Annotated in this window: 23 protein-coding genes; 22 read left to right on the top strand and 1 reads right to left on the bottom strand. The window is 66.3% G+C overall.

Features of this window, described 5'->3' with window-relative positions; genetic code table 11:
* Positions 1-156: 156 nt before the first annotated feature.
* The 16 genes from EAH76_RS05575 (at position 157) to EAH76_RS05500 (ending at position 14,751) form a co-directional block, all read left to right on the top strand.
* The gene (locus EAH76_RS05575; protein ID WP_140849005.1) at positions 157-885 is read left to right on the top strand and encodes a phosphatidylserine decarboxylase; all 729 of its coding nucleotides are present in this window, start codon (positions 157-159) and stop codon (positions 883-885) included.
* A 193-nt stretch (positions 886-1,078) separates the two neighbouring features.
* Complete coding sequence (locus tag EAH76_RS05570; RefSeq protein ID WP_140849003.1) at positions 1,079-1,894, top strand: CDP-alcohol phosphatidyltransferase family protein; 816 nt, start codon at positions 1,079-1,081, stop codon at positions 1,892-1,894.
* Between the two features lie 420 nt (positions 1,895-2,314).
* Complete coding sequence (rpsB, locus tag EAH76_RS05565; RefSeq protein ID WP_140849001.1) at positions 2,315-3,160, top strand: 30S ribosomal protein S2; 846 nt, start codon at positions 2,315-2,317, stop codon at positions 3,158-3,160.
* Positions 3,161-3,245: 85 nt separating this feature from the next.
* Positions 3,246-4,184 carry a translation elongation factor Ts gene (gene tsf / locus EAH76_RS05560; protein WP_140848999.1) on the top strand — a complete coding sequence of 313 codons (939 nt, stop codon included), beginning with the start codon at positions 3,246-3,248 and terminating at the stop codon, positions 4,182-4,184.
* 353 nt (positions 4,185-4,537) lie between these two features.
* Positions 4,538-5,212: a UMP kinase gene (gene pyrH, locus EAH76_RS05555; protein WP_241659654.1), complete on the top strand. Its 675-nt coding sequence runs from the start codon at positions 4,538-4,540 to the stop codon at positions 5,210-5,212.
* Positions 5,213-5,215: 3 nt separating this feature from the next.
* A complete protein-coding gene (gene frr, locus EAH76_RS05550; RefSeq protein WP_133188501.1) occupies positions 5,216-5,773 on the top strand; it encodes a ribosome recycling factor in 558 nt (185 codons plus the stop codon).
* Positions 5,774-5,808: 35 nt separating this feature from the next.
* A complete protein-coding gene (locus tag EAH76_RS05545) occupies positions 5,809-6,513 on the top strand; it encodes an isoprenyl transferase (protein WP_140848995.1) in 705 nt (234 codons plus the stop codon).
* A complete protein-coding gene (locus EAH76_RS05540; RefSeq protein WP_140848993.1) occupies positions 6,510-7,310 on the top strand; it encodes a phosphatidate cytidylyltransferase in 801 nt (266 codons plus the stop codon). Before EAH76_RS05545 ends, EAH76_RS05540 begins: the two co-directional genes overlap by 4 nt.
* On the top strand, positions 7,307-8,500 hold the full coding sequence (locus EAH76_RS05535; protein ID WP_140850378.1) for a 1-deoxy-D-xylulose-5-phosphate reductoisomerase: 1,194 nt from the start codon (positions 7,307-7,309) through the stop codon (positions 8,498-8,500). Before EAH76_RS05540 ends, EAH76_RS05535 begins: the two co-directional genes overlap by 4 nt.
* A complete protein-coding gene (locus tag EAH76_RS05530; protein WP_140848991.1) occupies positions 8,497-9,630 on the top strand; it encodes a M50 family metallopeptidase in 1,134 nt (377 codons plus the stop codon). Before EAH76_RS05535 ends, EAH76_RS05530 begins: the two co-directional genes overlap by 4 nt.
* Before the next feature lie 68 nt (positions 9,631-9,698).
* Positions 9,699-12,488, top strand: coding sequence for an outer membrane protein assembly factor BamA (gene bamA, locus EAH76_RS05525; RefSeq protein ID WP_194150940.1), 2,790 nt, complete (start codon positions 9,699-9,701; stop codon positions 12,486-12,488).
* On the top strand, positions 12,488-13,225 hold the full coding sequence (locus EAH76_RS05520; protein ID WP_140848989.1) for an OmpH family outer membrane protein: 738 nt from the start codon (positions 12,488-12,490) through the stop codon (positions 13,223-13,225). Before bamA ends, EAH76_RS05520 begins: the two co-directional genes overlap by 1 nt.
* A 5-nt stretch (positions 13,226-13,230) precedes the next feature.
* On the top strand, positions 13,231-13,707 hold the full coding sequence (gene fabZ, locus EAH76_RS05515; RefSeq protein ID WP_133188489.1) for a 3-hydroxyacyl-ACP dehydratase FabZ: 477 nt from the start codon (positions 13,231-13,233) through the stop codon (positions 13,705-13,707).
* The gene (locus EAH76_RS05510; protein ID WP_140848987.1) at positions 13,707-13,925 is read left to right on the top strand and encodes a hypothetical protein; all 219 of its coding nucleotides are present in this window, start codon (positions 13,707-13,709) and stop codon (positions 13,923-13,925) included. The genes fabZ and EAH76_RS05510 overlap by 1 nt, the downstream gene beginning before the upstream one ends.
* 82 nt (positions 13,926-14,007) lie before the next feature.
* Complete coding sequence (gene rpmE / locus EAH76_RS05505; protein ID WP_140848985.1) at positions 14,008-14,241, top strand: 50S ribosomal protein L31; 234 nt, start codon at positions 14,008-14,010, stop codon at positions 14,239-14,241.
* Positions 14,242-14,424: 183 nt separating this feature from the next.
* The gene (locus tag EAH76_RS05500; RefSeq protein ID WP_140848983.1) at positions 14,425-14,751 is read left to right on the top strand and encodes a PilZ domain-containing protein; all 327 of its coding nucleotides are present in this window, start codon (positions 14,425-14,427) and stop codon (positions 14,749-14,751) included.
* On the opposite strand, the gene EAH76_RS05495 is transcribed toward EAH76_RS05500, so the two are convergent.
* Positions 14,752-15,651, bottom strand: a complete 900-nt coding sequence (locus tag EAH76_RS05495) for a LysR family transcriptional regulator (RefSeq protein ID WP_140848981.1) — start codon at positions 15,649-15,651, stop codon at positions 14,752-14,754.
* 96 nt (positions 15,652-15,747) lie between these two features.
* Here EAH76_RS05495 and EAH76_RS05490 point away from each other — a divergent pair, with 96 nt between their 5' ends.
* The 6 genes from EAH76_RS05490 to EAH76_RS05465 all read left to right on the top strand — a co-directional run bounded on the left by EAH76_RS05490 (position 15,748) and on the right by EAH76_RS05465 (position 22,305).
* Complete coding sequence (locus EAH76_RS05490) at positions 15,748-16,641, top strand: aldo/keto reductase family oxidoreductase (protein ID WP_140848979.1); 894 nt, start codon at positions 15,748-15,750, stop codon at positions 16,639-16,641.
* 75 nt (positions 16,642-16,716) lie between these two features.
* Positions 16,717-18,201: a TolC family protein gene (locus EAH76_RS05485; protein ID WP_140848977.1), complete on the top strand. Its 1,485-nt coding sequence runs from the start codon at positions 16,717-16,719 to the stop codon at positions 18,199-18,201.
* The gene (locus EAH76_RS05480) at positions 18,198-19,196 is read left to right on the top strand and encodes an HlyD family secretion protein (RefSeq protein WP_140848975.1); all 999 of its coding nucleotides are present in this window, start codon (positions 18,198-18,200) and stop codon (positions 19,194-19,196) included. Before EAH76_RS05485 ends, EAH76_RS05480 begins: the two co-directional genes overlap by 4 nt.
* A complete protein-coding gene (locus EAH76_RS05475) occupies positions 19,193-20,329 on the top strand; it encodes an ABC transporter permease (RefSeq protein WP_140848973.1) in 1,137 nt (378 codons plus the stop codon). Before EAH76_RS05480 ends, EAH76_RS05475 begins: the two co-directional genes overlap by 4 nt.
* Entirely contained in the window at positions 20,326-21,435 is a 1,110-nt protein-coding gene (locus EAH76_RS05470; RefSeq protein ID WP_140848971.1) for an ABC transporter permease, read from the top strand. Before EAH76_RS05475 ends, EAH76_RS05470 begins: the two co-directional genes overlap by 4 nt.
* A gap of 192 nt (positions 21,436-21,627) precedes the next feature.
* A complete protein-coding gene (locus EAH76_RS05465) occupies positions 21,628-22,305 on the top strand; it encodes a hypothetical protein (protein ID WP_140848969.1) in 678 nt (225 codons plus the stop codon).
* Positions 22,306-22,336: the final 31 nt, after the last annotated feature.

Here is a 22,336-nt window from a genome sequence, read left to right as displayed (position 1 = left end):
GGAGGTTTGGGGAGCGTCTAGGAGCAAGGCGCGCGGTGATCAACCCGGTTGGCCGCTGCGGCACCCTAGCGGCGGCGCGACGCCCCGGGTTGTCGGGCGGGTTGTCGGGTGGGTTGTCGATTGTCGCAGCGTGAGGGCTGGGGTAGAGATTGCCGCATGATACCAGCCGACAAGCCCGCCGTACCCGCCGAAGCCGTTAAATGGCGCGTACCCGATCTGCATCCCGAGGGCCGCAAATATGTCGCGATCGCCGCGGCGATCGTTCTGCTGGCGTGGGTGTTCGTGCCGATCCTCACCTGGCCGCTGATCGGCGTGACGCTGTGGGTCGCCTTGTTCTTCCGCGATCCGGTGCGCGTGACGCCGGTCGGCGAGGGACTGATCATCTCTCCCGCAGACGGCCTCGTCTCGATGATCCAGCGCGTCCCCGTTCCGCGCGAGCTCGCTGGCCCCAATGGCCTGGGCGATGCGCCGCTGATCCGCGTATCGGTGTTCATGTCGGTGTTCGACGTCCACATCAACCGCACGCCGATCGCGGGCACGGTCAAGCAGGTCGTCTATATCTCGGGCAAGTTCGTGAATGCCGAGCTCGACAAAGCGAGCGAGGACAATGAGCGCCAGCATATCGTGGTCGAAGGACGCGATGGCCGGCGGATCGGTTTCACGCAGATCGCCGGTCTGCTAGCGCGGCGGATCGTGCCGTTCGTCAAGCCGGGCGACATGATCGCCGCGGGCCAGCGGATCGGGCTGATTCGTTTTGGCAGCCGGCTCGACGTCTTCCTGCCCGACGATTGCGCCTGCCAGGTCGTGCTCGGCCAGCGCAGCGTTGCGGGCGAGACGATTCTCGGGCGCGTCGGCGGCACTGTTGCGAGCGGGATCGCGCAGTGAGGCTGCGATCGTCCTCGTCGTTCGGCTCGCATATCCTCTGCACTGTTCGCGCTGAAGCTCTCGAAGCGCTGCGCCGCGCGGGCAGAAGTGCGCCCAAGCTCGGTGCGCCGCTTCGACAAACCCAGCCCAAACGGGCGAGCGGATCCGCCGCCGATCCCTGGTCGGTTCAGAGCATTCTGCCGAGCGCAATCGCATGACCACGCCCCTGCGTAGGACTGCCGCGCGCGGCCTGCCGCTGCGTGCCGTGGCGCCCAACGCCGTCACCGCACTGGCCTTGTGCTCCGGGCTTACCGGAATTCGATTCGCGATCGCCGAACAGTGGGAAACCGCAGTTCTGATGGTGATGATCGCCAGCGTGCTCGACGGCATCGATGGCCGGATCGCGCGCATGGTGCGCGGCGAGAGCCGCTTTGGCGCCGAGCTCGATTCGCTGTCGGATGCGATCTCGTTCGGCGTCTCGCCGGCGCTGATCCTCTATCTCTGGTCGCTCAAGGAAGTGCCGCGCTTCGGCTGGCTCGTCGCCCTGGTGTTCGCGGTCTTCTGCGCGTTACGGTTGGCGCGCTTCAACGCCGGGATAGATGTCGCCGAGCAACCCCACAAATCGGCTGGGTATTTGACCGGTGCTCCAGCACCGGTCGGTGCAGGGCTCGCGATGTTGCCGCTCTATCTCTGGTTCTGGACCGGGCTCGAGCTGTGGCGCTCGCCGCTGATCGTCGGGCCGTGGGTCGCCTTGATGGCGATCCTGATGGTGTCGAGCGTTGCGACCTTCAGTTGGTCGTCGCTCAAGCTGCGCACCAATATCCGCTTCGAGGCGATCGCGGTCGTCGTGTTGCTTGGCGCGGCGCTGATCTCCGCGCCATGGCACACGCTGACCTTCCTGTGCGCCGCGTATCTGGCGACGGTGCCGTTCAGCATCGCCGCCTATGCGCGGATCAAGCGGCAGCGCGCAGCTTCGGGCGGGCTACCGCAGACACCGTCCGCACCCGCGCCCGAAGACGGGGCTCACTGACGATCCATGCCGGCGTGCGCGCCGCCATCGGGTCGACACCATCGCGGAGCAACGCGACAATCCGCGGCAGCGCCGGGGCAAGCGTAAACCAGAACACAGCGACGCTTGCCGCGAACGCGCTTGCGAAAACCAGGAAACCGACAACAGCCATCGTTCATCTCCGTCTATCACGGTGCAGCGTCACAAAGTCGCAACATCCTTAAGGCGTTCAGGTTCCCCGTTCCGCTCTCGAACATGGTATGTTCCGTTTACGTTCCTTGTGTCAAGCGCTGTTCCGGCTTGATTGTTGGGGCAAGCTCGGCTAACGGGGCCGCCTTCACACCGCATGGGAAGCACATATTGCCGGTGCCCGTCCGGGGTTTCACCCAGGATCAACGGATTACTCGCTTCCCAGAGGCACAACCGGAAAGGAACTATCTTATGGCGGCACCAGTCGTCTCCATGCAGCAATTGCTCGAAACGGGCGCGCACTTCGGCCACCAGACGCATCGCTGGAACCCGAAGATGAAGCCTTACATCTTTGGCGACCGCAACGGCGTCCACATCCTCGATCTCTCGCAGACCGTTCCGCTCTTCGCGCGCGCGCTCGAGTTCGTCTCGGCATCGACCGCCGCTGGCGGCAAGGTCCTGTTCGTCGGCACCAAGCGTCAGGCGCAGGAGCCCGTCGCTGACGCAGCTCGCCGTTCGGGCCAGCATTTCGTCAACCATCGCTGGCTGGGCGGCATGCTCACCAACTGGAAGACCATCTCGGGTTCGATCAAGCGCCTCAAGACGCTCGAAGAGCAGCTCTCGGGCGACACCGTCGGTCTCACCAAGAAGGAAGTCCTTCAGCTGACGCGCGAGCGCGACAAGCTCGAGCTCAGCCTCGGCGGCATCCGCGACATGGGCGGCATTCCCGACGTGATGTTCGTGATCGACGCGAACAAGGAAGAGCTGGCGATCAAGGAAGCCAACACGCTCGGCATCCCCGTCGTCGCGATCCTCGATTCGAACGTCTCGCCCGACGGCATCGCCTTCCCGGTTCCGGCGAACGATGACGCCAGCCGTGCGATCCGCCTGTATTGCGAAGCGATCGCGATCGCCGCGACGCGCGGTGGCAACGAGCAGATGTCGCGCCGTCAGGACATCGGTTCGATGGAAGCGCCGCCCGCCGAGGAAGCGCTGACCGTGGCACCGGAGGCTCCGGCCGCCGATATCACGCCGGCATCGGACGCTGCCCTGCAGGCCGAAATGGTCGCCGAGGCCGAGCGCCAGATCGACGCGTAAGCGTCACCGAACTGACCTATGGGCGGGGTAGGGCTTCGGCCCCGCTCCGCCTATATTCGTATCTACAGACAATGAGGATTTTCACATGGCCGAGATCACTGCAGCAGCGGTTAAGGACCTGCGCGAAAAGAGCGGCGCGGGCATGATGGACTGCAAGAAGGCGCTGACCGAAGCGGCTGGCGACATGACGGCTGCGATGGATTGGCTGCGCGCCAAGGGCCTCGCTGCCGCTGCCAAGAAGTCGAGCCGCACCGCGGCAGAGGGCCTGATCGGCGTCGAAGTCAACGGCACCACCGGTGCTGCGGTCGAAGTCAATTCCGAGACCGATTTCGTCGCGAAGAACGACCAGTTCCAGACCTTCGTCCGTGACGTCACCGCGGTAGCCCTCGCGCTCGGCGACGATATCGAGATGATCAAGAAGGCCTCGATCGGCGAGAAGACCGTCGAAGAGACGCTGACCAGCAACATCGCGACGATCGGCGAGAACCAGAACCTGCGTCGCGCCAAGCGCCTCGAGGTGACCGCTGGCGCGGTTGTTCCGTACATCCACAACGCAGCGGCCCCCGGCCTCGGCAAGATCGGCGTGCTTGTCGCGCTCGAGAGCGAAGCCGGTGAGGACGTGCTCCTTCCGCTCGGCAAGCAGATCGCGATGCACATCGCAGCGGCCTTCCCGCTCGCGCTCAACGAGGACGGCCTCGACCCCGAGATCGTCGCCCGCGAGCGCGCGATCGCGACCGAGAAGGCGTCGGAAAGCGGCAAGCCCGCCGAGATCGTTGCCAAGATGGTCGACGGTGCGATCGCGAAGTACTGCAAGGAAAACGCGCTCGTCAGCCAGCTGCTGGTGATGGACGGCAAGACCAAGATCTCGGACGTCGTCGCCAACGCTGCCAAGGCAGCCGGCAAGCCGATCGAGCTCAAGGACTATGTCCGTTTCCAGCTCGGCGAAGGCATCGAGAAGGAGTCGAGCGACTTCGCAGCCGAAGTCGCTGCCGCTTCGGGCGTCCCGCAGCAGCCGGCCGCTTAAGCGATTCGGCTTCGCCTCAGGGCGAGGCGATAAAGGGCAGGGGCCGCGCCGGATGGTGCGGCCCTTGTCGTGTCGGAAACCTGTCATCCCCGCGAAAGCGGGGATCCCGCTGCCTGGCCCGGGCCGAGAAGAAGAAGCGGGACCCTCGCTTTCGCGAGGGTGACGGAAGCGGGGGCACATCCACATCCGCGCCGACCCGAGCACTCTGCACGGTTTCCGCGCTTCCAATCGCCCGGCGTCGCCGATAAGGTCCGCGCCGCACCGCCCACCGGCGGATCAAGCCCATTGCAGTCTGGATTCCCGTGACGATCGCCCACAAACGCATCTTGTTGAAATTATCGGGCGAAGTCCTGATGGGCTCGGGCGGCCTGTCGATCGACCCCGATGTCATCGCGCGCGTCGCGGCGGAAATCGCCGACGTGAAGCATCAGGGCTATGAGCTCTGCGTCGTCGTCGGCGGCGGCAACATCTTCCGCGGCATCTCCGGTGCTGCACGCGGCATGGACCGCGCGACCGGCGACTACATGGGCATGCTCGCGACGGTGATGAACGCGCTCGCGGTGCAGAACGCGCTCGAGCAGATCGGCGTCGAGACCCGCGTCCAGTCCGCCATCCCGATGTCGTCGGTGTGCGAACCCTTCATCCGCCGCCGCGCCGAGCGTCACCTCGAAAAGGGGCGGATCGTGATCTTCGCGGCCGGCGTCGGCAGCCCGTTCTTCACCACCGACAGCGGCGCCGCCCTGCGCGCTGCGGAAATGAAGTGCGACGCCTTGTTCAAGGGCACTTCGGTCGACGGCGTCTATGACGCTGACCCGAAGCTCGTGCCCACCGCCAAGCGCTACGACACCGTCAGCTACGGCACCGTGCTCGCGCAGGACCTCAAGGTCATGGACGCGAGTGCGATCGCCCTGTGCCGTGACAACAATATCCCGATCGTCGTCTTCAACATCCGTCAGTCCGGCAATCTCGCCGCGGTGCTGCGCGGTGAAGGCGTCTCGACGATCGTCCAGCATATCAAGGGAGACTGATCCATGGCCGCTTACGACAAGGCTGATCTGGAACGCCGCATGGCCGGCAGCGTCGAATCGCTCAAGGGCGATCTCAGCGGCCTGCGCACCGGTCGCGCCTCGACCTCGCTGCTCGATCCGGTGACGGTCGAAGTATATGGCGCGCAGATGCCGCTCAACCAGGTCGCGACCGTCTCGGTCCCCGAGCCGCGGATGATCTCGGTCCAGGTGTGGGACAAGATGAACGTCGGCCCCTGCGACAAGGCGATTCGCTCGGCCGGGCTCGGCCTCAACCCGATCGTCGACGGCACCACGCTGCGCCTGCCGATCCCGGATCTGACCGAGGAGCGCCGCAAGGAACTCGCCAAGCTCGCCGGCAAGTACGCCGAAGACGCACGCATCGCCGCGCGCAACGTGCGTCGCGACGGGATGGATTCGCTCAAGGTCGACGAGAAGAAGGGCCTGTTCGGCGAGGACGATCGCAAGAAGCTCGAGACCGAAGTCCAGAAGCTGACCGACAAGACGATCGCCGACATCGATGCCGCGGCCTCCGCCAAGGAAAAGGAAATCCTGGGCAAGTGAGGCCGTTCGCCGCCCGGGCTGCCGATCCTGCGACCGTGGCCGGGGTGCTCCCGCGCCACGTCGCGATCATCATGGACGGCAATGGCCGCTGGGCCAAGAAGCGGCATTTGCCGCGGCTAGCCGGGCATCGCGCCGGGGTCGAGGCTTTGCGCCGCGTCGCGCGCGCCGCGCGCGCGATGGGAATCGAGGCGCTGACGCTCTACGCCTTTTCGAGCGAGAATTGGCGGCGTCCCGAGGAGGAGGTCAGCGACCTGATGGGTCTGCTGCGCGTCTTCATCAAAAGCGATCTCGACGAGATGGTGCGCGACAACGTGCGCTTGCGCATCATCGGCGACTATCGCCGCTTCACGTCCGATCTCGTCGAGCTGATCGACGGCGCGATCGCGCGCACCGCGGTCAACACGGGCCCGATGCTGGTGATCGCGCTCAATTATGGCGCGCAGGCCGAGATCGTCGATGTCGCGCGGCGGATGGCCGAGCGCGCGCGCGCGGGTACGCTCGATCCCGCGTCGATCGACGCGGCGATGTTCGAAGACGAGCTCGAGACGCGCGACCTCCCGCCGCTCGACCTGCTGATCCGCAGCTCGGGCGAAGTCCGGCTGTCGAATTTCCTGCTGTGGCAGGCGGCTTATGCCGAATTGCTCTTCGTCGACACGCTCTGGCCCGAATTCGACGCCGAGACGCTCGCCAATGCGATCGCGACCTTCGGCCAGCGGCAGCGGCGGTTCGGCGGCCTGTGACGGCTGCGCCCAAGGCGGCCGGTCCGTCGAATCTTACGCTTCGGATCTTGTCCGGCGTGGTGCTGATAACGGTCGCGATGGCCGGAGTCGTGCTCGGTGGTATTCCGTTCTGGCTGCTGTGCGTGGTGCTCGGCCTGTTCATGATGGCCGAATGGTCCGATCTGCACGGCGTGCGGCCGCAGACCAGGCGGCTCGCGCAATATGCGCTGTCGGTGCCGCTCGCGATCATGATGCCGGTGGTCGGGGCAGGGGCGGGGTTCTTGTCGCTGGGCCTGCTGGTCGGCGCGGCGTTCTTCGTCGTGATCGTCACGCGACTTCCCGGCCTCGCGCGCGGCATTCTCTATGTCGGGCTGCCGATCATGGCGCTGCTGCTCATCCGGCATCAGCACGAGGGCGTGGTGCTCACGCTCTGGGCGCTGGCGTTGGTCTGGGCGTGCGACATCGGCGCCTATGCCGCTGGCCGCCTGATTGGCGGCCCCAAGCTTGCACCCGCGATCAGCCCTAACAAGACCTGGGCGGGCCTTGCCGGCGGCGTGGCGACAGCGAGCCTATTTGCCGCAGCGATGCACCTGCACTATGGCCTTCCGCTCCGCCTGACGCTGGCGACGCCGTTTCTTGCGGTGCTTGCGCAAGCGGGCGATCTCTATGAAAGCTGGCTCAAGCGACAGGCTGGCGTCAAGGACAGCGGCACGCTGTTGCCAGGGCATGGCGGCGTGCTCGATCGGCTCGACGGGCTGGTGCCGGTCGCCCCCGTCGCGGCGCTGCTGATCCTGTTACCGAAAGTGTATTGGTGGTGAAGACGATTACGATTCTTGGCGCGACCGGCTCGATCGGTACGTCGACGCTCGATCTGGTCGAGCGCGAGCCCGATCGGTTCGCAGTGCTCGCGCTGACGGCGAATTGCGATGTCGCGCGGCTCGCCGCGGCGGCGATCCGCACCAACGCCAAGCTCGCGGTCGTCGCTGACGAAAGCTGCCTCCCCGAGCTGCGCGCAGCGCTGGCCGGAACCACTATCGGCTGCGCCGGCGGACGCGCCGCGATCATCGAAGCCGCGGCGATGGGTGCCGATATTACGATGGGCGCGATCGTCGGTTGCACCGGGCTCGAGCCCGTGATGGCGGCGATTGCGGGCGGCAAGACCGTGATCCTCGCCAATAAGGAGCCCTTGGTGTCGGCGGGCGAAGTCGTGCTTGCCGCGGCGGCGCGCTCGGGCGCGACGCTGCTCCCCGCCGATTCCGAACATAATGCGATCTTCCAATGCTTCGACGCGGCACGCCCCGAGCGTGTCCGGCGGATCATCCTGACCTGCAGCGGCGGCCCGTTCCGCGAATGGTCGACCGAGCAGATGCGCAGCGTCACGCCCGAACAGGCGGTCGCGCACCCGAATTGGTCGATGGGCGCGAAGATCTCGGTCGATTCGGCGACCTTGTTCAACAAGGGGCTCGAGCTGATCGAGGCGGCGCGGCTGTTCCCGGTCCCGCACGATTCGATCGAGATCGTGATCCACCCGCAATCGGTGATCCATTCGCTGGTCGATTATGTCGACGGTTCGGTGCTCGCGCAGATGGGACCGCCCGACATGCGCGTTCCGATCGCCTCGTGCCTTGCCTGGCCCGACCGGATGGCGACGCCGATGGCGCCGCTCGACCTAGTGGCGATCGGTCGGCTCGACTTCACGGCGCCCGATCCCGTGCGCTTTCCGGCACTCCGTCTGACACGCGACGCGCTCAACGCGGGTGGCGCGCGGCCGGCGATCCTCAACGCCGCCAACGAGATCGCGGTCGCGGCTTTTCTCAACCGCGAGATCGGCTTCCTCGAAATTGCCGCAATCGTCGCCGATACGCTCGAGGGCTACGATCCGGCCGCGCCGGCGACGTTGGAAGACGTGCTGGTGGTCGATGCCGAGGCGCGTACCGTCGCGCGCGGTTATGTTGGGTCGCGTAGCGGGGTTGCGAGAGGGGCGAACGTGAAGGATATCTCGGTTTGAGCCACTCCCCAGGTCTGTTGCTTACCATCCTGGCTTTCGCGCTCGTCATCGGGCCGCTCGTTTTCCTGCACGAATTGGGACATTATCTCGCCGGACGTGTGTTCGGCGTGAAGATCGATGCCTTTTCGATCGGCTTTGGCCATGAACTGTTCGGCTGGACCGACCGGCGCGGGACGCGGTGGAAGTTCAGTGCGCTGCCGCTCGGCGGCTATGTGAAGTTTGCGGGCGATCTCAACGCGGCAAGCGCCCCCGATCCGGCATGGCTCGAACTGCCGGCCGAGGAGCGCGCGCGAACGCTGCAGGCGCGCCCGGTGTGGCAGCGCGCGATCGTCGTGGCGGCAGGGCCAGTGACCAATTTCATCGTCGCGATCGTCATCCTGGCGGGTTTTGCGATGACTTTCGGGGTCGATCGGACGCCGTCGATCGTCGGCACCGTAAGCCCGGGGAGCGCTGCGGCGGCGATCGGCTTGCAGAGCGGCGACCGGATCATTGGGCTCGGCGGTCGGTCGATTGCGACCTTCAACGACGTCGCGCAATTCGCCGTGCTTCGGCCGGGCGAGCGTGTGGCGGTCGATTTCCTTCATGGCGAGACGAAGGTCGAGCGCGAAGCCGTTCTCGGTACGGCGACTGAGCGCGATCGCTTCGGCAACGAATATAAGAAGGGGCAACTCGGCATAACGCCTACGGCGCCCGTCGCGCAGCCTGTCGGGTTGCTCGAAGCGCCGGGCGAGGGGGTCGCCATGACCGGCAAGATCCTGCGCACCACGCTCGATGGCCTGGGCCAGATCATCACCGGCCGCCGCTCGGTCGACGAACTCGGCGGGCCGCTCAGGATCGCCAAGGTCTCGGGCGAACAGCTCGCGCTCGGCTGGCCCGACCTCATCTTTCTGATCGCGGGCGTGTCGATTAATCTGGGATTCATCAACTTGTTGCCAGTCCCGTTGCTCGATGGCGGCCACCTGTTCTTTTACGCGATCGAGGCGATCCGGCGCAGGCCCGTGACGCCCGCGATCCAGGAATGGGCGTTCCGCGGCGGGTTGGCAGCGATTTTAGCGCTGATGATCATGGTAACGATCAATGATCTCGGCGCTTTCGGCCTGTGGAAGTCGCTGACCGGCTTGATCGGTTGACGCAGGTAAGGCAGGGCGGGCCGACGATTTATCGGCCACGCGGAATTTTCTCCGATTTGGGGTGGGATGTGACAGCGATCAAGGTTTCAAATTTCGGCGCACGGGCCACCGCCGTGTTGCTCGCCGGCACGATGCTGACGGGCGTGCCGCTTGCGGCGTCGGCACAGACGACGGGTCAGCCCGTCGCCGCTCCCGCACAGGCCACGCCTCCGGCAGCGGTCGCCGCCGCGCCCGCCGTATCGCGCGTGATCAAGTCGATCCGCGTCGAAGGCGCGCAGCGGCTCGAGCCCGAGACGGTGCTGTCCTACACCAAGCTGCGCACCGGCCAGGCGTTCACCAACGAGACGCTCGATCAGGCGATCAAGGATCTCTACGCGAGTGAGTTGTTCGCCGACGTGATCATCGCCGGCGCCGATACCGGTGACCTGGTGCTGCGCGTGCGCGAGAACCCGGTGATCAACCGCGTTATCTTCGAGGGCAACAAGCGGCTCAAGGAAGACAAGATCAAGAAGGAGGTGAAACTCGCCCCCCGCCAGATCTTCACGCGCACCGCGGTCCGTCAGGACGTCGCGCGGATCGTCGAATTGTACCGCCGCCAGGGCCGCTTCGCCGCGGTCGTCGAGCCGAAGATGGTCAGCCTCGACCAGAACCGCGTCGATGTGATCTTCGAGGTTTCTGAAGGCCCGAAGTCGAAGGTCCGCCAGATCAACATCCTCGGCAACGAGGTCTATTCCGACAGCAAGCTGCGCGAGCAGATGGCGACCAAGCAGGCGCGCCTGACGACGCTGCTCAGCTCGAACACCAGCTACGATCAGGATCGTCTGGCGTACGATCAGCAGAAGCTGCGCCAGTTCTACCTGACCGAGGGCTATGCCGACTTCAAGGTGACCTCGGCGGTCGCCGAGCTGACGCCCGACAAGAAGGACTTCATCATCACGTACGTGGTGGAGGAAGGGAAGCGCTACAAGTTCGGCGACATCAGCGTCGACAGCGACATCCGCGACTTCGACAACAAGAAGCTCGCCGCCAACCTCGGCATCAACAAGGGCGATTGGTACGACGCCAAGAAGGTCGAAACCGCGATCGACTCGCTGAGCGAAGCGGCCGGTCTGTTCGGCTACGCCTTTACCGAGGTGAACCCCGACTACGCGCGTGACAAGGACACGCTGACGATGGGGATCAACTTCCACATCGCCGAAGCCAAGCGCACGTACGTCGAGCGGATCGACATCAACGGCAACACCCAGACGCAGGACAAGGTGATCCGCCGCGAGATCCGTCTCTCGGAAGGCGATGCGTTCAACAGCTTCCAGGTCAAGCGTTCGCAGGACCGCATCAACTCGTTGGGGTATTTCCAGGACAAGTTCGAGATCAAGCAGACGCAGGGCTCGTCGCCCGACCGCGTCGTGCTGACCGCGAACCTCGAAGAAAAGTCGACCGGCGAGCTGTCGCTGTCGGCGGGCTATTCGAGCCTCGAGCGCTTCATCATCCAGGCCTCGATCCGCCAGCGCAACTTCCGCGGCAAGGGCCAGGAATTGCGCGCCAGCGTCAATTACTCGACCTATTCGAAGTCGGTCGAGCTGGGCTTCACCGAGCCGTATCTGTTCAACAAGAACATCGCGATCGGCGGCGACATCTTCCGGCGCGATTACAACGCGTTCAACTACACGGTCGATAACCAGCGGCAGACGACCTACACCCAGGTCTCGACCGGCTTCCAGATCCGTTCGGGCGTGCCGCTGACCGAATATTGGCAGCTCGCCGGCCGTTACGGCCTGTCGTACGACCAGGTCGGGTTGGACAAGTCGACCTATTATACCGACAGCAATTTCGACGGCGTCCGCGGCAACTCCTCCGCCGACGCGTGCGACCCGCTCCAGGCTGGCCGCTATCTGTGCGACGCGATCGGTAATCGCTGGACGTCGTCGGTCGGCTATTCGTTGATCTATGACAGCCTCAACAGCCGTCTGCGGCCGACCGCCGGGCATCGCTTCATCTTCAGCCAGGATATCGCTGGCCTCGGCGGCGATGTGAAGTACATCCGCACCAAGTTCGAAGGGTCGAAGTTCTTCAACATCGGCAGTGGCTTCATCGCCTCGGCCAATCTTGAAGGCGGCTATATCAAGTCGCTCGAGAAGAGCCGTGGCGTCGGCATCGACAATGTCCGCATCACCGATCGCTTCTACCTCGGCGAGCCCGATTTCCGCGGCTTCGACATTCGCGGCGTCGGTCCGCGCGTCCAGCGTCAGAGCTACACGACCGATGCGGCGGGCAATCAGACGCTCGTCACCGATCGGACGCAGTTGCTCGCCGACGACGCGCTCGGCGGTCGGGCCTATTATCTGGGCAAGCTCGAGCTCGAGATCCCGCTCGGTGCGGGTGCACGCGAACTCGGTCTGCGGCCGTCGATCTACGTCCAGGCGGGTGCGCTGTTCGGCATCACCTCGCCGGTGCTGCAGGGCAGCCAGTTCCCGACGCAGATCGATCCGGTCACTGGCCGCGTGACCTACCTGCCGCTGATCACGCAGAATTTCGCGTCGAACGGCAACCCGCTCTACGTCGTGCCGACGACCGATGCGCTCAACGCCGGTTCGGCAACGACCTGCGCGGTCGGCTATTCCGCGACGATCGGCGGCGCCTGCACGGGCACCTCGGTCAACACGGCCTCGACCAGCTCGACCGCGCCGTTCAAGGAGACTTTCGGGGGCGACTCGCCGCGGCCACGTATTTCGGTCGGTGCGGGCGTCAACTGGAACTCGCCTTTCGGCCCGCTCCGGATCGATCTTGCTTATGCGTTGCTCAAGGATAAGAGCGACGATTCGAAACTCGTTACTTTCAACGTAGGGACACAGTTCTGATGAAGACGTACCAGAAGCTCATGCTGGGTTGCGCGGCGATTCTGCCGGCGCTCGCGATGGCGAATTCGGCACAGGCGCAGGCCAATGGCGTGGCGATCTCGGATCCCGAGACGGTGATCCTCACCGCGAAGGCGCTCGACGCTGCCAACCAGTCGATCAGCACGACCTACAAGGCGCAGCTCGATCAGGCGAGCGCACGTCAGGCTGCGCTGCAGACCGAGATGGCGACGCTCGGCGCGCCGCTCGACACCAACAAGGACAAGCGTCTGTCGGACGAGGAAATCGCCGCTGCACAGACCGCCCGCAGCCCGATCCTCGCCAAGATGGAAGCCGCACAGAAGGCTGCACAGGCCGAGTCGGCCCGCCTCAGCGCACCGGCAACGCGCGCCCAGGCTTATGCGATCGAGCAGATTTCGCAGAAATATTCGGCTGCGGTGAAGACCGTCGTCGATGCCAAGAAGATCAGCCTGCTGCTGTCGGCCAATTCGGTTCAGTACAGCGCACCGGCGGTCGACATGACCGACGAGATCAAGGCAGCGCTCGACGCCGCTTCGCCGACCGTCTCGATCACGCCGCCTGCCAACTGGCAGCCGAGCCAGCAGACGGTGCAGCTGCAGCAGCAGTTCCAGCAGCTCGTCTATCTCTCGGCCGTCCGCCGTGCGCAGGCGCAGCAGGCTGGTGGCGCGCCCACCGGCGCAGCACCGGCTGCCGGCACCAAGGCGCCGTCGGGCCGCTGAGCCAGATGAGCGATAGCGAAAGCAGGGGCCCGCTTGGCCCGCTCGATATCGGGCGGGTCATGGCGGCGCTGCCGCACCGGTATCCGATGCTGTTGGTCGACCGTGTCGAGGAGTTGATCCTCGACCGGTCGATCACGGCGATCAAGGCGGTGACGATCAACGAACAGTTCTTCCAGGGGCATTTCCCCGGGCGCCCGATCATGCCGGGCGTGCTGATCGTCGAGGCGATGGCGCAGGCCGCCGGGATCCTCGCGGTCGAATCGCTTGGGCTCGCGGGCTCGGGCAAGCTCGTCTATTTCATGGCGATCGACGGCGCGAAGTTCCGTAAACCGGTCGAGCCGGGCGTGTTGCTCAAGCTCGAAGTCGAGTTCGTCCAGAAGCGCTCGAGCGTCTGCAAGTTCGCAGGCCGCGCGACGATCGACGGGCAACTTGCCGCCGAAGCCAATTTTACCGCGATGATTGCCGATCCGCCCAAGGCGTAATGGACCCGCTGACCTGGTTCGGTCTGTTCGCCGTGTCGGCGATGCTCGTCTGTTATGCCTTCGAGCAGCGCTCGCCCTGGTGGGTGCTCGGCTTTGCCGGGGCGTGCGTGCTCGGCTCAACTTATGGCTTTCTTCAGGGCGCGTGGCCGTTCGGCGGGGTCGAGGCGATCTGGTCGCTGATCGCGCTGCGCCGCTGGTGGGGATTGCGATGCGGTTAAGTTTGCAAACGCCGTCGCCCCCTGCTAAGGGCCGCGGCTTCGCTGCTGGTCGGTAACCAGCGGCCTTTCGGAGATTCAAGACGTGAAAAAAGGCATTCACCCCGATTATCACACCATCACGGTGCAGATGACCGACGGCACGCAGTTCCAGACCCGCACGACCTGGGGCAAAGAAGGCGATCTGATGACGCTCGACATCGATCCGCTGGCGCATCCGGCATGGACCGGCGGGCGCGGCACGATGCTCGACGCAGGCGGCCAGGTCGCACGCTTCAACAAGCGTTTCGGCGCGATGTCGTCGCTCGGCAAGAAGTAAGCTTTCACCTCGGCGCCCCCCTCGCGTGGCGCCCTGTGGTCGAGCCGGCTCGTTCCCCATCGGGGAGCGGGCCGGTTCTGCGTTTGGGCCCCGAAATTCGGGTGATCGCAGCATCGCTAACCGCGCCTTAACGATAGCGGCATAGACTTGGCGTCTCGCGACCGCCGCGGGGAGGAATTGCCGATGATCGCCGCCGAATTCGAACCCGCCATCCGGACCGAGCGCCGCCGCAGCCCGCGCTCGCCGATCTCGCTCGACGCCAAGATGGGGCGCGGCGGGCTCGATCGCGCCTTGTGCAAGGTGACCGACATCTCGCTGCACGGCGCCAAGATCCACACCTATTCGCCGCTGACCAAGGGCTCCATGATCTGGCTGACCTTGCCCAAGATCGGGCAGATCATCGCGACGATCATCTGGGCCGACGACTATGAAGCGGGGTGCCAGTTCCGCGAGCCGCTTGATGACCACGCCTTCGCGCGGTTGACCGGGAAGACGCTCGAACTGGCCTGACTAGGGCGCCGCCAGCTTTCGCGTAAAATCGATGAACGCGCGCAGCGGAGCGGGCGGATTGCTGCGGCCCGAATAGTATAGGAACGGCCCGGGAAAGGCTTGCCACCATTCCTCCAGCACCGGTGCCAAGACGCCGCTTTCGAAATGTGGCCGCAGCCAGTCTTCGAACAGGAAGATGATCCCGGTCCCGGCGATCGCCGCCTCGATCGCAAGATCGGTGCCGGCATGGACGACGGTGAGCGGGCCGCTCGGCTCGACCAGCACGATTTCGCCGGCGCGCTCGAATTCCCAGGGGCCCACCCGTCCGCCCGTCGCGCGACCGCCTAGACACGCATGGCCGAGCAGATCGCGGGGGTGGCCGGGAACGCCGTGCTGCGCGAGATAGGCGGGCGCTGCGGCGGCGGCGAAGCGCTGTTCGCGCGGGCCGATCGGCACCGCGATCATGTCCTGCTCGAGCCGCTCGTCATAGCGGATGCCCGCATCGTAGCCCGCCTCGACGATATCGACGAAGCCGTCCTCGGCGGTGATCTCAAGCCGGATGTCGGGATAGGCGGCGAGGAAGCGCGGCACGATCGCGGGCAGGAACATCCGCGAGGCACTGATCGGAACGTTGAGCCGCAGCGTCCCCGTCGGCGAATCGCGAAAACCGTTGACCATGTCGAGCGCGGCATCGATTTCGGCAAGCGCCGGCGTCAGGCGGCTGATGAGCTGTGCGCCCGCCTCGGTCGGGAGAACGCTGCGCGTCGTGCGATGGAGCAAGCGCACGCCGAGACTCGCCTCGACCCGCCGCACCGCCTCGCTCAGCCCCGACGCGCTGCCGCCTCCGGTGCGTGCAGCATCGCGAAACCCGCCGGCGCGCGCCACGGCGAGGAAAGCGGAAAGATCTTCGAGGTTCGCCACTGTGCGCCGTGTCGCACGGGGCGTGCGAATTGTCTCGTCTAATCATACAGCGGCGCGGGGGCTACATGCTGGGCACCAACCAGTAAGGAGCGCAGCATGACGAGTATCGATAAGGCCGGAACGTATCGCCTGGGCGAGCGCCGCGTGAAGCGGCTGGGGTATGGCGCGATGCAGCTGGCGGGGCCGGGCGTATTCGGCCCGCCCAAGGATCGCGACGCAGCGATCGCCGTGCTGCGCGCCACCGCCGAGGCGGGGGTCGATCATATCGACACGAGCGATTTCTACGGCCCGCACATCACCAATCAGCTGATCCGCGAGGCCCTGTCGCCCTATCGCGACGATCTGACGATCGTCACCAAGCTCGGGGCACGGCGCGGTGCCGATGCGTCGTGGAACCCGGCCTTTTCGGCGGCTGACCTGACGGGGGCAGTGCACGACAATCTGCGCAACCTCGGGGTCGAAAGGCTCGACGTGGTCAATCTGCGCCTGATGTTGGGCGATGGGCATGGGCCGGCGGAAGGATCGCTCGAGGCGCCGCTGACCGTGTTGGCCGAGCTGCAGCGGCAGGGGCTGGTGCGCGATATCGGGCTCAGCAATGCGACGGCGACACAGATTGCCGAGGGCCGGCGGATTGCCGAGATCGTCTGCGTTCAAAACCAGTACAATCTCGCGCACCGCGAGGACGATGCGCTGATCGACGCACTGGCGGCGGACGGGATCGCCTATGTTCCCTTCTTTCCGCTGGGCGGGTTCTCGCCGCTTCAGTCGAGCGCGCTCGATGCGGTGGCGCGCGACCTCGGCGCGACTGCGATGCAGGTCGCGCTGGCGTGGCTGCTCCAGCGGTCGCCGAATATCCTGCTGATCCCCGGAACATCGTCGCGCGCGCATCTCGAGGAGAATCTGGCAGCCGCGGAGATCGTCCTCCCTGCCGCTGCGCTCGCGGTGCTGGACGCGATCGCGCCGAAGGGGACAGGGTCGCAAGCGCAATGAGGCTTCGGGCCGCAGCGTGAGGATCAACCACGCTGCGGCTTGCACGTAGGGCCGAAGTCGAGGCATTGCTGCCGCATGGGTCATTTGCTTTCGATCGGTGCGGCGGGCGTGAGTTTGTGTATCGCGGTGCCGGCCGTTGCGCAGGATGCCGCGCCCGTAGCGATGAGCTTCGAGGCGGCGTCGCAGGCGCTGGGCAAGGGTTCACGCGCGCTCAGCGCGGCGGATCATGAGGTGCGCGCGGCACAGGCGACGGCGGATGCGCTGAAAGCGCTGCGGCGGCCGGTCGTCTCGGCCTCGGCGAGCTTTGTCGAATATCAGAAAACGTTGGCGATCGATCTGTCGGGGACCAAGAACAATCTGACGGGCGCGACGAGCGATTTTCTCGCGGGGCTCCCCGGGCAATTTCCGCCGGGCTTTCAGGAGATCGTCACCCAGGTGACGCAACGCGTCGGCGCGGCGCTGCCGGGGCTGCTGTCGGCGATCCCCGATACGCTCCGCTTCCAGACGCGCGATTCGGCGTTTCGCCCGACGGTCACCGCCGCGCTGCCGCTCTACACCGGCGGCGCGATCCCCGCGATCCAGCGCGGCGCGCAGGCCGGGGTGGCGATCGCCGAGGCGACGCAGGCGCAGGGGCGCGATCTGTCGCAGCTCAATCTGGTGCGAACCTATTTCGGGCAGCAAGTCGCCGAACAGCTTGCCGCCTCGACGCGTGCGACGCGCGACGGGTTCGACCGCCACCTTTCCGACGCGCGCAAGCTCGAGCAGCAAGGCGTTCTGTCGCACGCGCGCGTGCTCGAAATCCAGGTGGCGCGCGATGCGTCGGATCGCGCCTATCTCCGCGCCGATCTCGAGGCGACGACCGCGCGCGATACGCTTGCGCGGCTGCTCGATGCCGAGGGTGGGGTGCAGCCGACCACCGCGCTATTCGTCAACGCGCAGCCGTTGCCGCCCAAGGCCGAGTTCCTCGCCGCGACCGATCATCCGCAAGCGCGCGGTGCCGATGCGGCGCGCGCGGTCGCTGCGGCCGGGGTCGATCTCGCGCGCTCGCGCTTTCGCCCGCAGGCGTTCGCGTTTGGCGAGTATAATCTCAACCGCAACGATGCGCTGCCGACCGAGCCCGATTGGATCGCCGGGGTCGCGGTGCGGATGACCTTGCTGTCGAACGTCGATCGCCGCCGCACGCTCGACGCGGCGCACGAACGCGAGCGTGCCGCGGCCGACAGCGCGGCCGAGATCCGCAAGACGATCGCGACGCAGACCGTCCGCGCGTATGACCTGACCGAGACCGCGCGGCGCACTTTCCTCTCGCTCGACAGCAGCGTGGCGGCGGCAGAGGAAAATCTGCGCGTTCAGGCGCTGTCGTTCCGCGAGGGCGAGGCGACGTCGGCGGCCGTCATTGATGCGCAGGCGGCGATCGCGACCGTCCGCACGCAACGGATCGCGGCGGCCTACGAATATGATCTCGCGCTGGCGGGGCTGCTCGTCGCCAGCCATCAGCTCGACAGTTTCGGCGGCTATCTCGCGCGCGCCGACCACCGCCTGGGGCCCGTGACGCCATGACCGACAGTCCGCGTAGCAAACGCAATCTCCGGCCGCTGTTCTATGTCGCGCTGATCCTCGTCGCGATCCTGCTTGCGATCGGGCTGTGGCTCGCCAGCCGGCCCGCGCCAGAGCAGTTGCAAGGGATGGTCGATGCCGACGAGGTCAATGTCGCGACCAAGGCGCTGGCGCGGGTCGATCGGCTGTTCGTCGACGAGGGCGCTCACGTCCGCGCCGGGCAAGTGCTCGCCGAACTGTCGAGCCCCGAGATTGCCGGCGGGCAGGCGCAGGCCAAGGGCGCGTTGCAGAGCGCGCAGGCGGTCCAGTCCGAGACCGAGCAGGGCGCGCGCGCGGAGGATGTCGCGAACGTCAAGGCGGTCTGGCTTGCGGCGCAATCCGTGGCCAATCTGGCGCAGGTCACCAGCCGCCGCTCCGAGACGCTCTATGCCGAGGGCGTGATCGCGGCGCAGCGGCGCGACGAAGCCGTCGCCGCGCGCGACAGCAGCGCGCGCCAGGCCGAGGCGGCGCGCCAGCAATATCTCAAGGCGCTGGCGGGCGCGCGGCCGCAGAACAAGGCGGTCGCGGCGGCGCAGGTCGATATCGCGCGCGCCGCTTTGCAGACGGCGACCGCACTCGGCGGAGAGACGCGCCTGGTCTCGCCGATCGCGGGCGAGGTCTCGCGCAAGCTCGTCCAGCCGGGTGAAGTCGTCAGCCCGATCGTTCCCGCCTATCAGGTGATCGAAGTCGCGCATCCGTGGGTGTCGATTACGGTGCGCGAAGACCAGTATCGCGGCATCGCGATGGGCAAGGCGCTGAGCGGCAAAGTCCCTGCGCTCGGGACGACCGCCACGTTCCGCATCTACAGTATCGCTCCGCGCGCCGATTTCGCGACGTGGCGCGCGACGCGGCAATCGTCGGGCTATGACGTGCGCTCGTTCGAGGTGCGGCTGCGTCCGGTCGGCACGCTGGCCAATCTGCGGCCGGGCATGAGCGTGTTGTTCGACTGGCCGCAATGAACGCGTTCGCGCGCGCGCTGTCGGCGGAGCTGGCGCATCTGCGCGCGTGCCGCTGGGATTTGGCGATGCTGACGCTGATGCCCGCCGCCTTGCTGTTCGCGATGGGGGCGATGCTATTTGGCGGGGTTGCGCGCGACCTGCCGATCGCGGTGGTCGATCATGATACGACCAGCGCGAGCCGGGCGCTGGTGCGCGCGGTCGATGCCTCGCCGGCGGTGCGGATCGTGTCGGTCGGGGCGGATCTGCCGGAGGCGCTGACGCTGGTCCGGCGCGAGCAAGCCTGGGCGATCGTCGAGATCCCGCGCGGCGTCGGGCGTGGACTTGCGCGTGGCACCGCGCCGGAGATCCACATCCGCTATCAAGCGAGCTTCCTGTCGACCGGAACCCAAGCGGTGCGCGGTATCGCGGGCGCGGTGACCGCGGAGAGCGCCGAGCTCGTCGCCGCGCAGTTGAGCGCCCACGCATTGCCGGTGCTGCGCGTGACGCCGCTCACCGTTCAAGTCACCGCGCTGTACAACGCTGCGACGAGTTTCGAATGGTATCTGCTCTCGCTGATCAATCCGGCGGTGCTGCATCTGCTGACCGCCTGCGTGACGGTGATGGCGCTCGGCCGCGAGCTCCACGATAAATCGCTTGGCGCCTGGGCGCGTGCGAGCGGCGGGGTTGTCCCGGCATTGCTCGGCAAGATGCTGCCCTATGTCGCGGCGATGAGCCTGTGGGGCGTGGTTTGGCTGCTCTATCTGACGCTCGCGCGCGGGTGGCGCGTCGAGGGGAGCATCGCGCTGATCGTCGCGGGGCAGTCGCTCTTCTATCTCGGCACGGCGTGCATCTCGGCGCTGCTCGTCGCGGTGACGCGCGAGACCGCGACCGGGCTTTCGGCAAGCGCGGTCTATGCCGGCTCGGCGCTCGCTTTCTCGGGGGCGACCTTGCCGCTCGACGGTGGCAGCGGATTTGCGCGCGTTGTCAGTGCGATCCTGCCACTGACGCACTATCTCGCGCTGCAGATGGGGCAGTTCGTCGGTGACGCACCTGCCTCCGCGGTTGGACCGATGCTGGCGCTGCTCGCCTATGTCGGCATTGCCGGCGGAATCGCGGTTCCGCTGATCGCGCGCAGCGCCCGGAGCGCGGCATGAGCTTCCGCGCAGGGTTCGAGGAAACCTGGCGTGCGGTGCTGACGTCGCGCACGCTGGTCAGCACGATGCTGCTCGCGGTCGTGCTCTACGCCTTTTACTATCCCGCCCCCTATGCGCACGAAACCGCGCAGCGCGTGCCCGTGCTCGTGGTCGATCAGGAGGATAGCGGGCTGACGCGCGAAGTGCTGCGCGATCTGGCGGCGACGCGCGGGGTGCGGATCGTCGATACCGTCGCCGATATGCCCAGCGCGACCGCGCGGATGCGCGCGGGCGAGGCGGATGGGATCATCCTGCTGTCGCGCGGCGTGACGCGGTCGCTGTTGACCGGCGCGCCCGGCGGCGGGGTCGGCGTTTGGGTCAAGGCGGCATATCTGCTGCGCGCGAGCGCGATCGGCGAGGGGGTGAGCGCGGCGCTCGCCGGTGCGGCCGAGCACCGGCTTGGAAGCGCTGCGCGCGCCTTCGGGCTGCGCACCCCGGTCCGCGTCATCCAGGAGCCGCTGTTCAACACCAGCGCTGGCTATAAGGACTATGTCTTTCCCGCGGTGGCGAGCGTGATCCTCCAGCAAACCTTGCTCTTCGGCGTCGCAACCTTCTTCGCCGGGCGGCGCGAGCAGGGGGCGCCGCCGATGCGCCGCGCCGCGTTCTTCGGGGCATGGGCAGCGATGACGCTGCTCGGGGTGTTTGCGGGCTTCTTCTATTTCGGCTTCATCTTCTGGCTGCAGGATGTCCCGCGCGGCGGCAACGTCCCCGCTTTGCTGCTGACGGTGCCGCTCTTCGCCGCGGCGGTGGCGGCGCTCGGGCTGTTCCTCGGCGGGCTGTTCGATCGCTCGGAGCGCGCGATGGCGGTGCTGGTGCCGACCTCGGTCCCGCTCTTCTTCCTCACCGGTTCGGCCTGGCCGCTCGACCAGATGCCGGCCTGGCTCGCGGCGCTGGCGCATCTCGTGCCCTCGACGCTCGCGGTCCATATCTTCGTGCCGCTCAACCAGATGGGCGCGCGGCTCAGCGACGTGGCGGGAATGACGATGCTGCTCGCGGGTGAGGTGCTGCTGTATGGCGCCCTCGCCGGTTGGCTGCTGACGCGGCGGAGCGACACGAACCCTCGCTAAAGGCGCTCCGGTTCGTACGGGCTGGCGGCTTATCCCGGCCCCCCCCGTTTCCCTAGCACCGGCCCGCGCGAGGGATCGCATCAGCACCAGGACCGTTGGAGTACAGACCCGATACTGAAATCGTGTCGCGTAAGCGTCGGTAAACAGAACACTATCGTCACATTGGCGGTTCAACGACAGGGGCATCGCTGAATGAAGATTTCCGTAGCATTGGTCGTTTCTGCTGCGCTCCTCGCAGGGTGTTCCAATCCCAAAGAGGCCAGCAAGAGCAACTTTCAACACGCCATCAACGACTGGATCGAAAAGGCACCGCCATGTCTCGCAATGCCCGACGGGACGATCACCGCTGCAAACCAGAAGCATGACGCGATGCCGGTCTATGTCGAGGCGGCGGTCGCGGCGCGACCCTATGCCGAGGAAAACCGCCAGCGCCATATCGCGCCGCTCGACGCGCTGGTCGATGCGGGATTGCTGCGCTCGACCCGGACCGAGATCGAACAGGGGCAGGGGATATTCGTTAGCAATGGCGGGAAGGTCGCCGTTCTGGCCTATGATCTCACCGACAAGGGCAAGGCCGCTTTCAAGGATGAGGCCGACAAGTCCGGGTTCGGCGGGATGCAGCCGCGCTTCTGCTACGGCAAACCGCAGGTCGATGAAGTGACCAACTTCACCCAGCCGGCCGACATGATGGGCATGACGCTGTCGCAGGTCAGCTATACCTACCACCTCGCGGACCTGCCCGACTGGACCAAGAAAGCCAAGGTCCAGGCCGCATTCCCCGCGCTTGCGACCAATACCGCCGGGACACGCGATGCCAAAGCCGCGGTGGTGCTGACCAACGACGGCTGGAAGCACGAGAAGGCGATCTAGCCTGGCACGCGGCGCTTCGTCGTAAGCTTGC

The sequence above is a fragment of the Sphingomonas glacialis genome, from assembly GCF_006439055.1.
GTDB classification, from domain to species: Bacteria; Pseudomonadota; Alphaproteobacteria; order Sphingomonadales; family Sphingomonadaceae; genus Sphingomonas; species Sphingomonas glacialis_A.
Note: the sequence above shows the minus strand (reverse complement) of the source record. Positions and strands in the feature narration are given on the sequence as shown.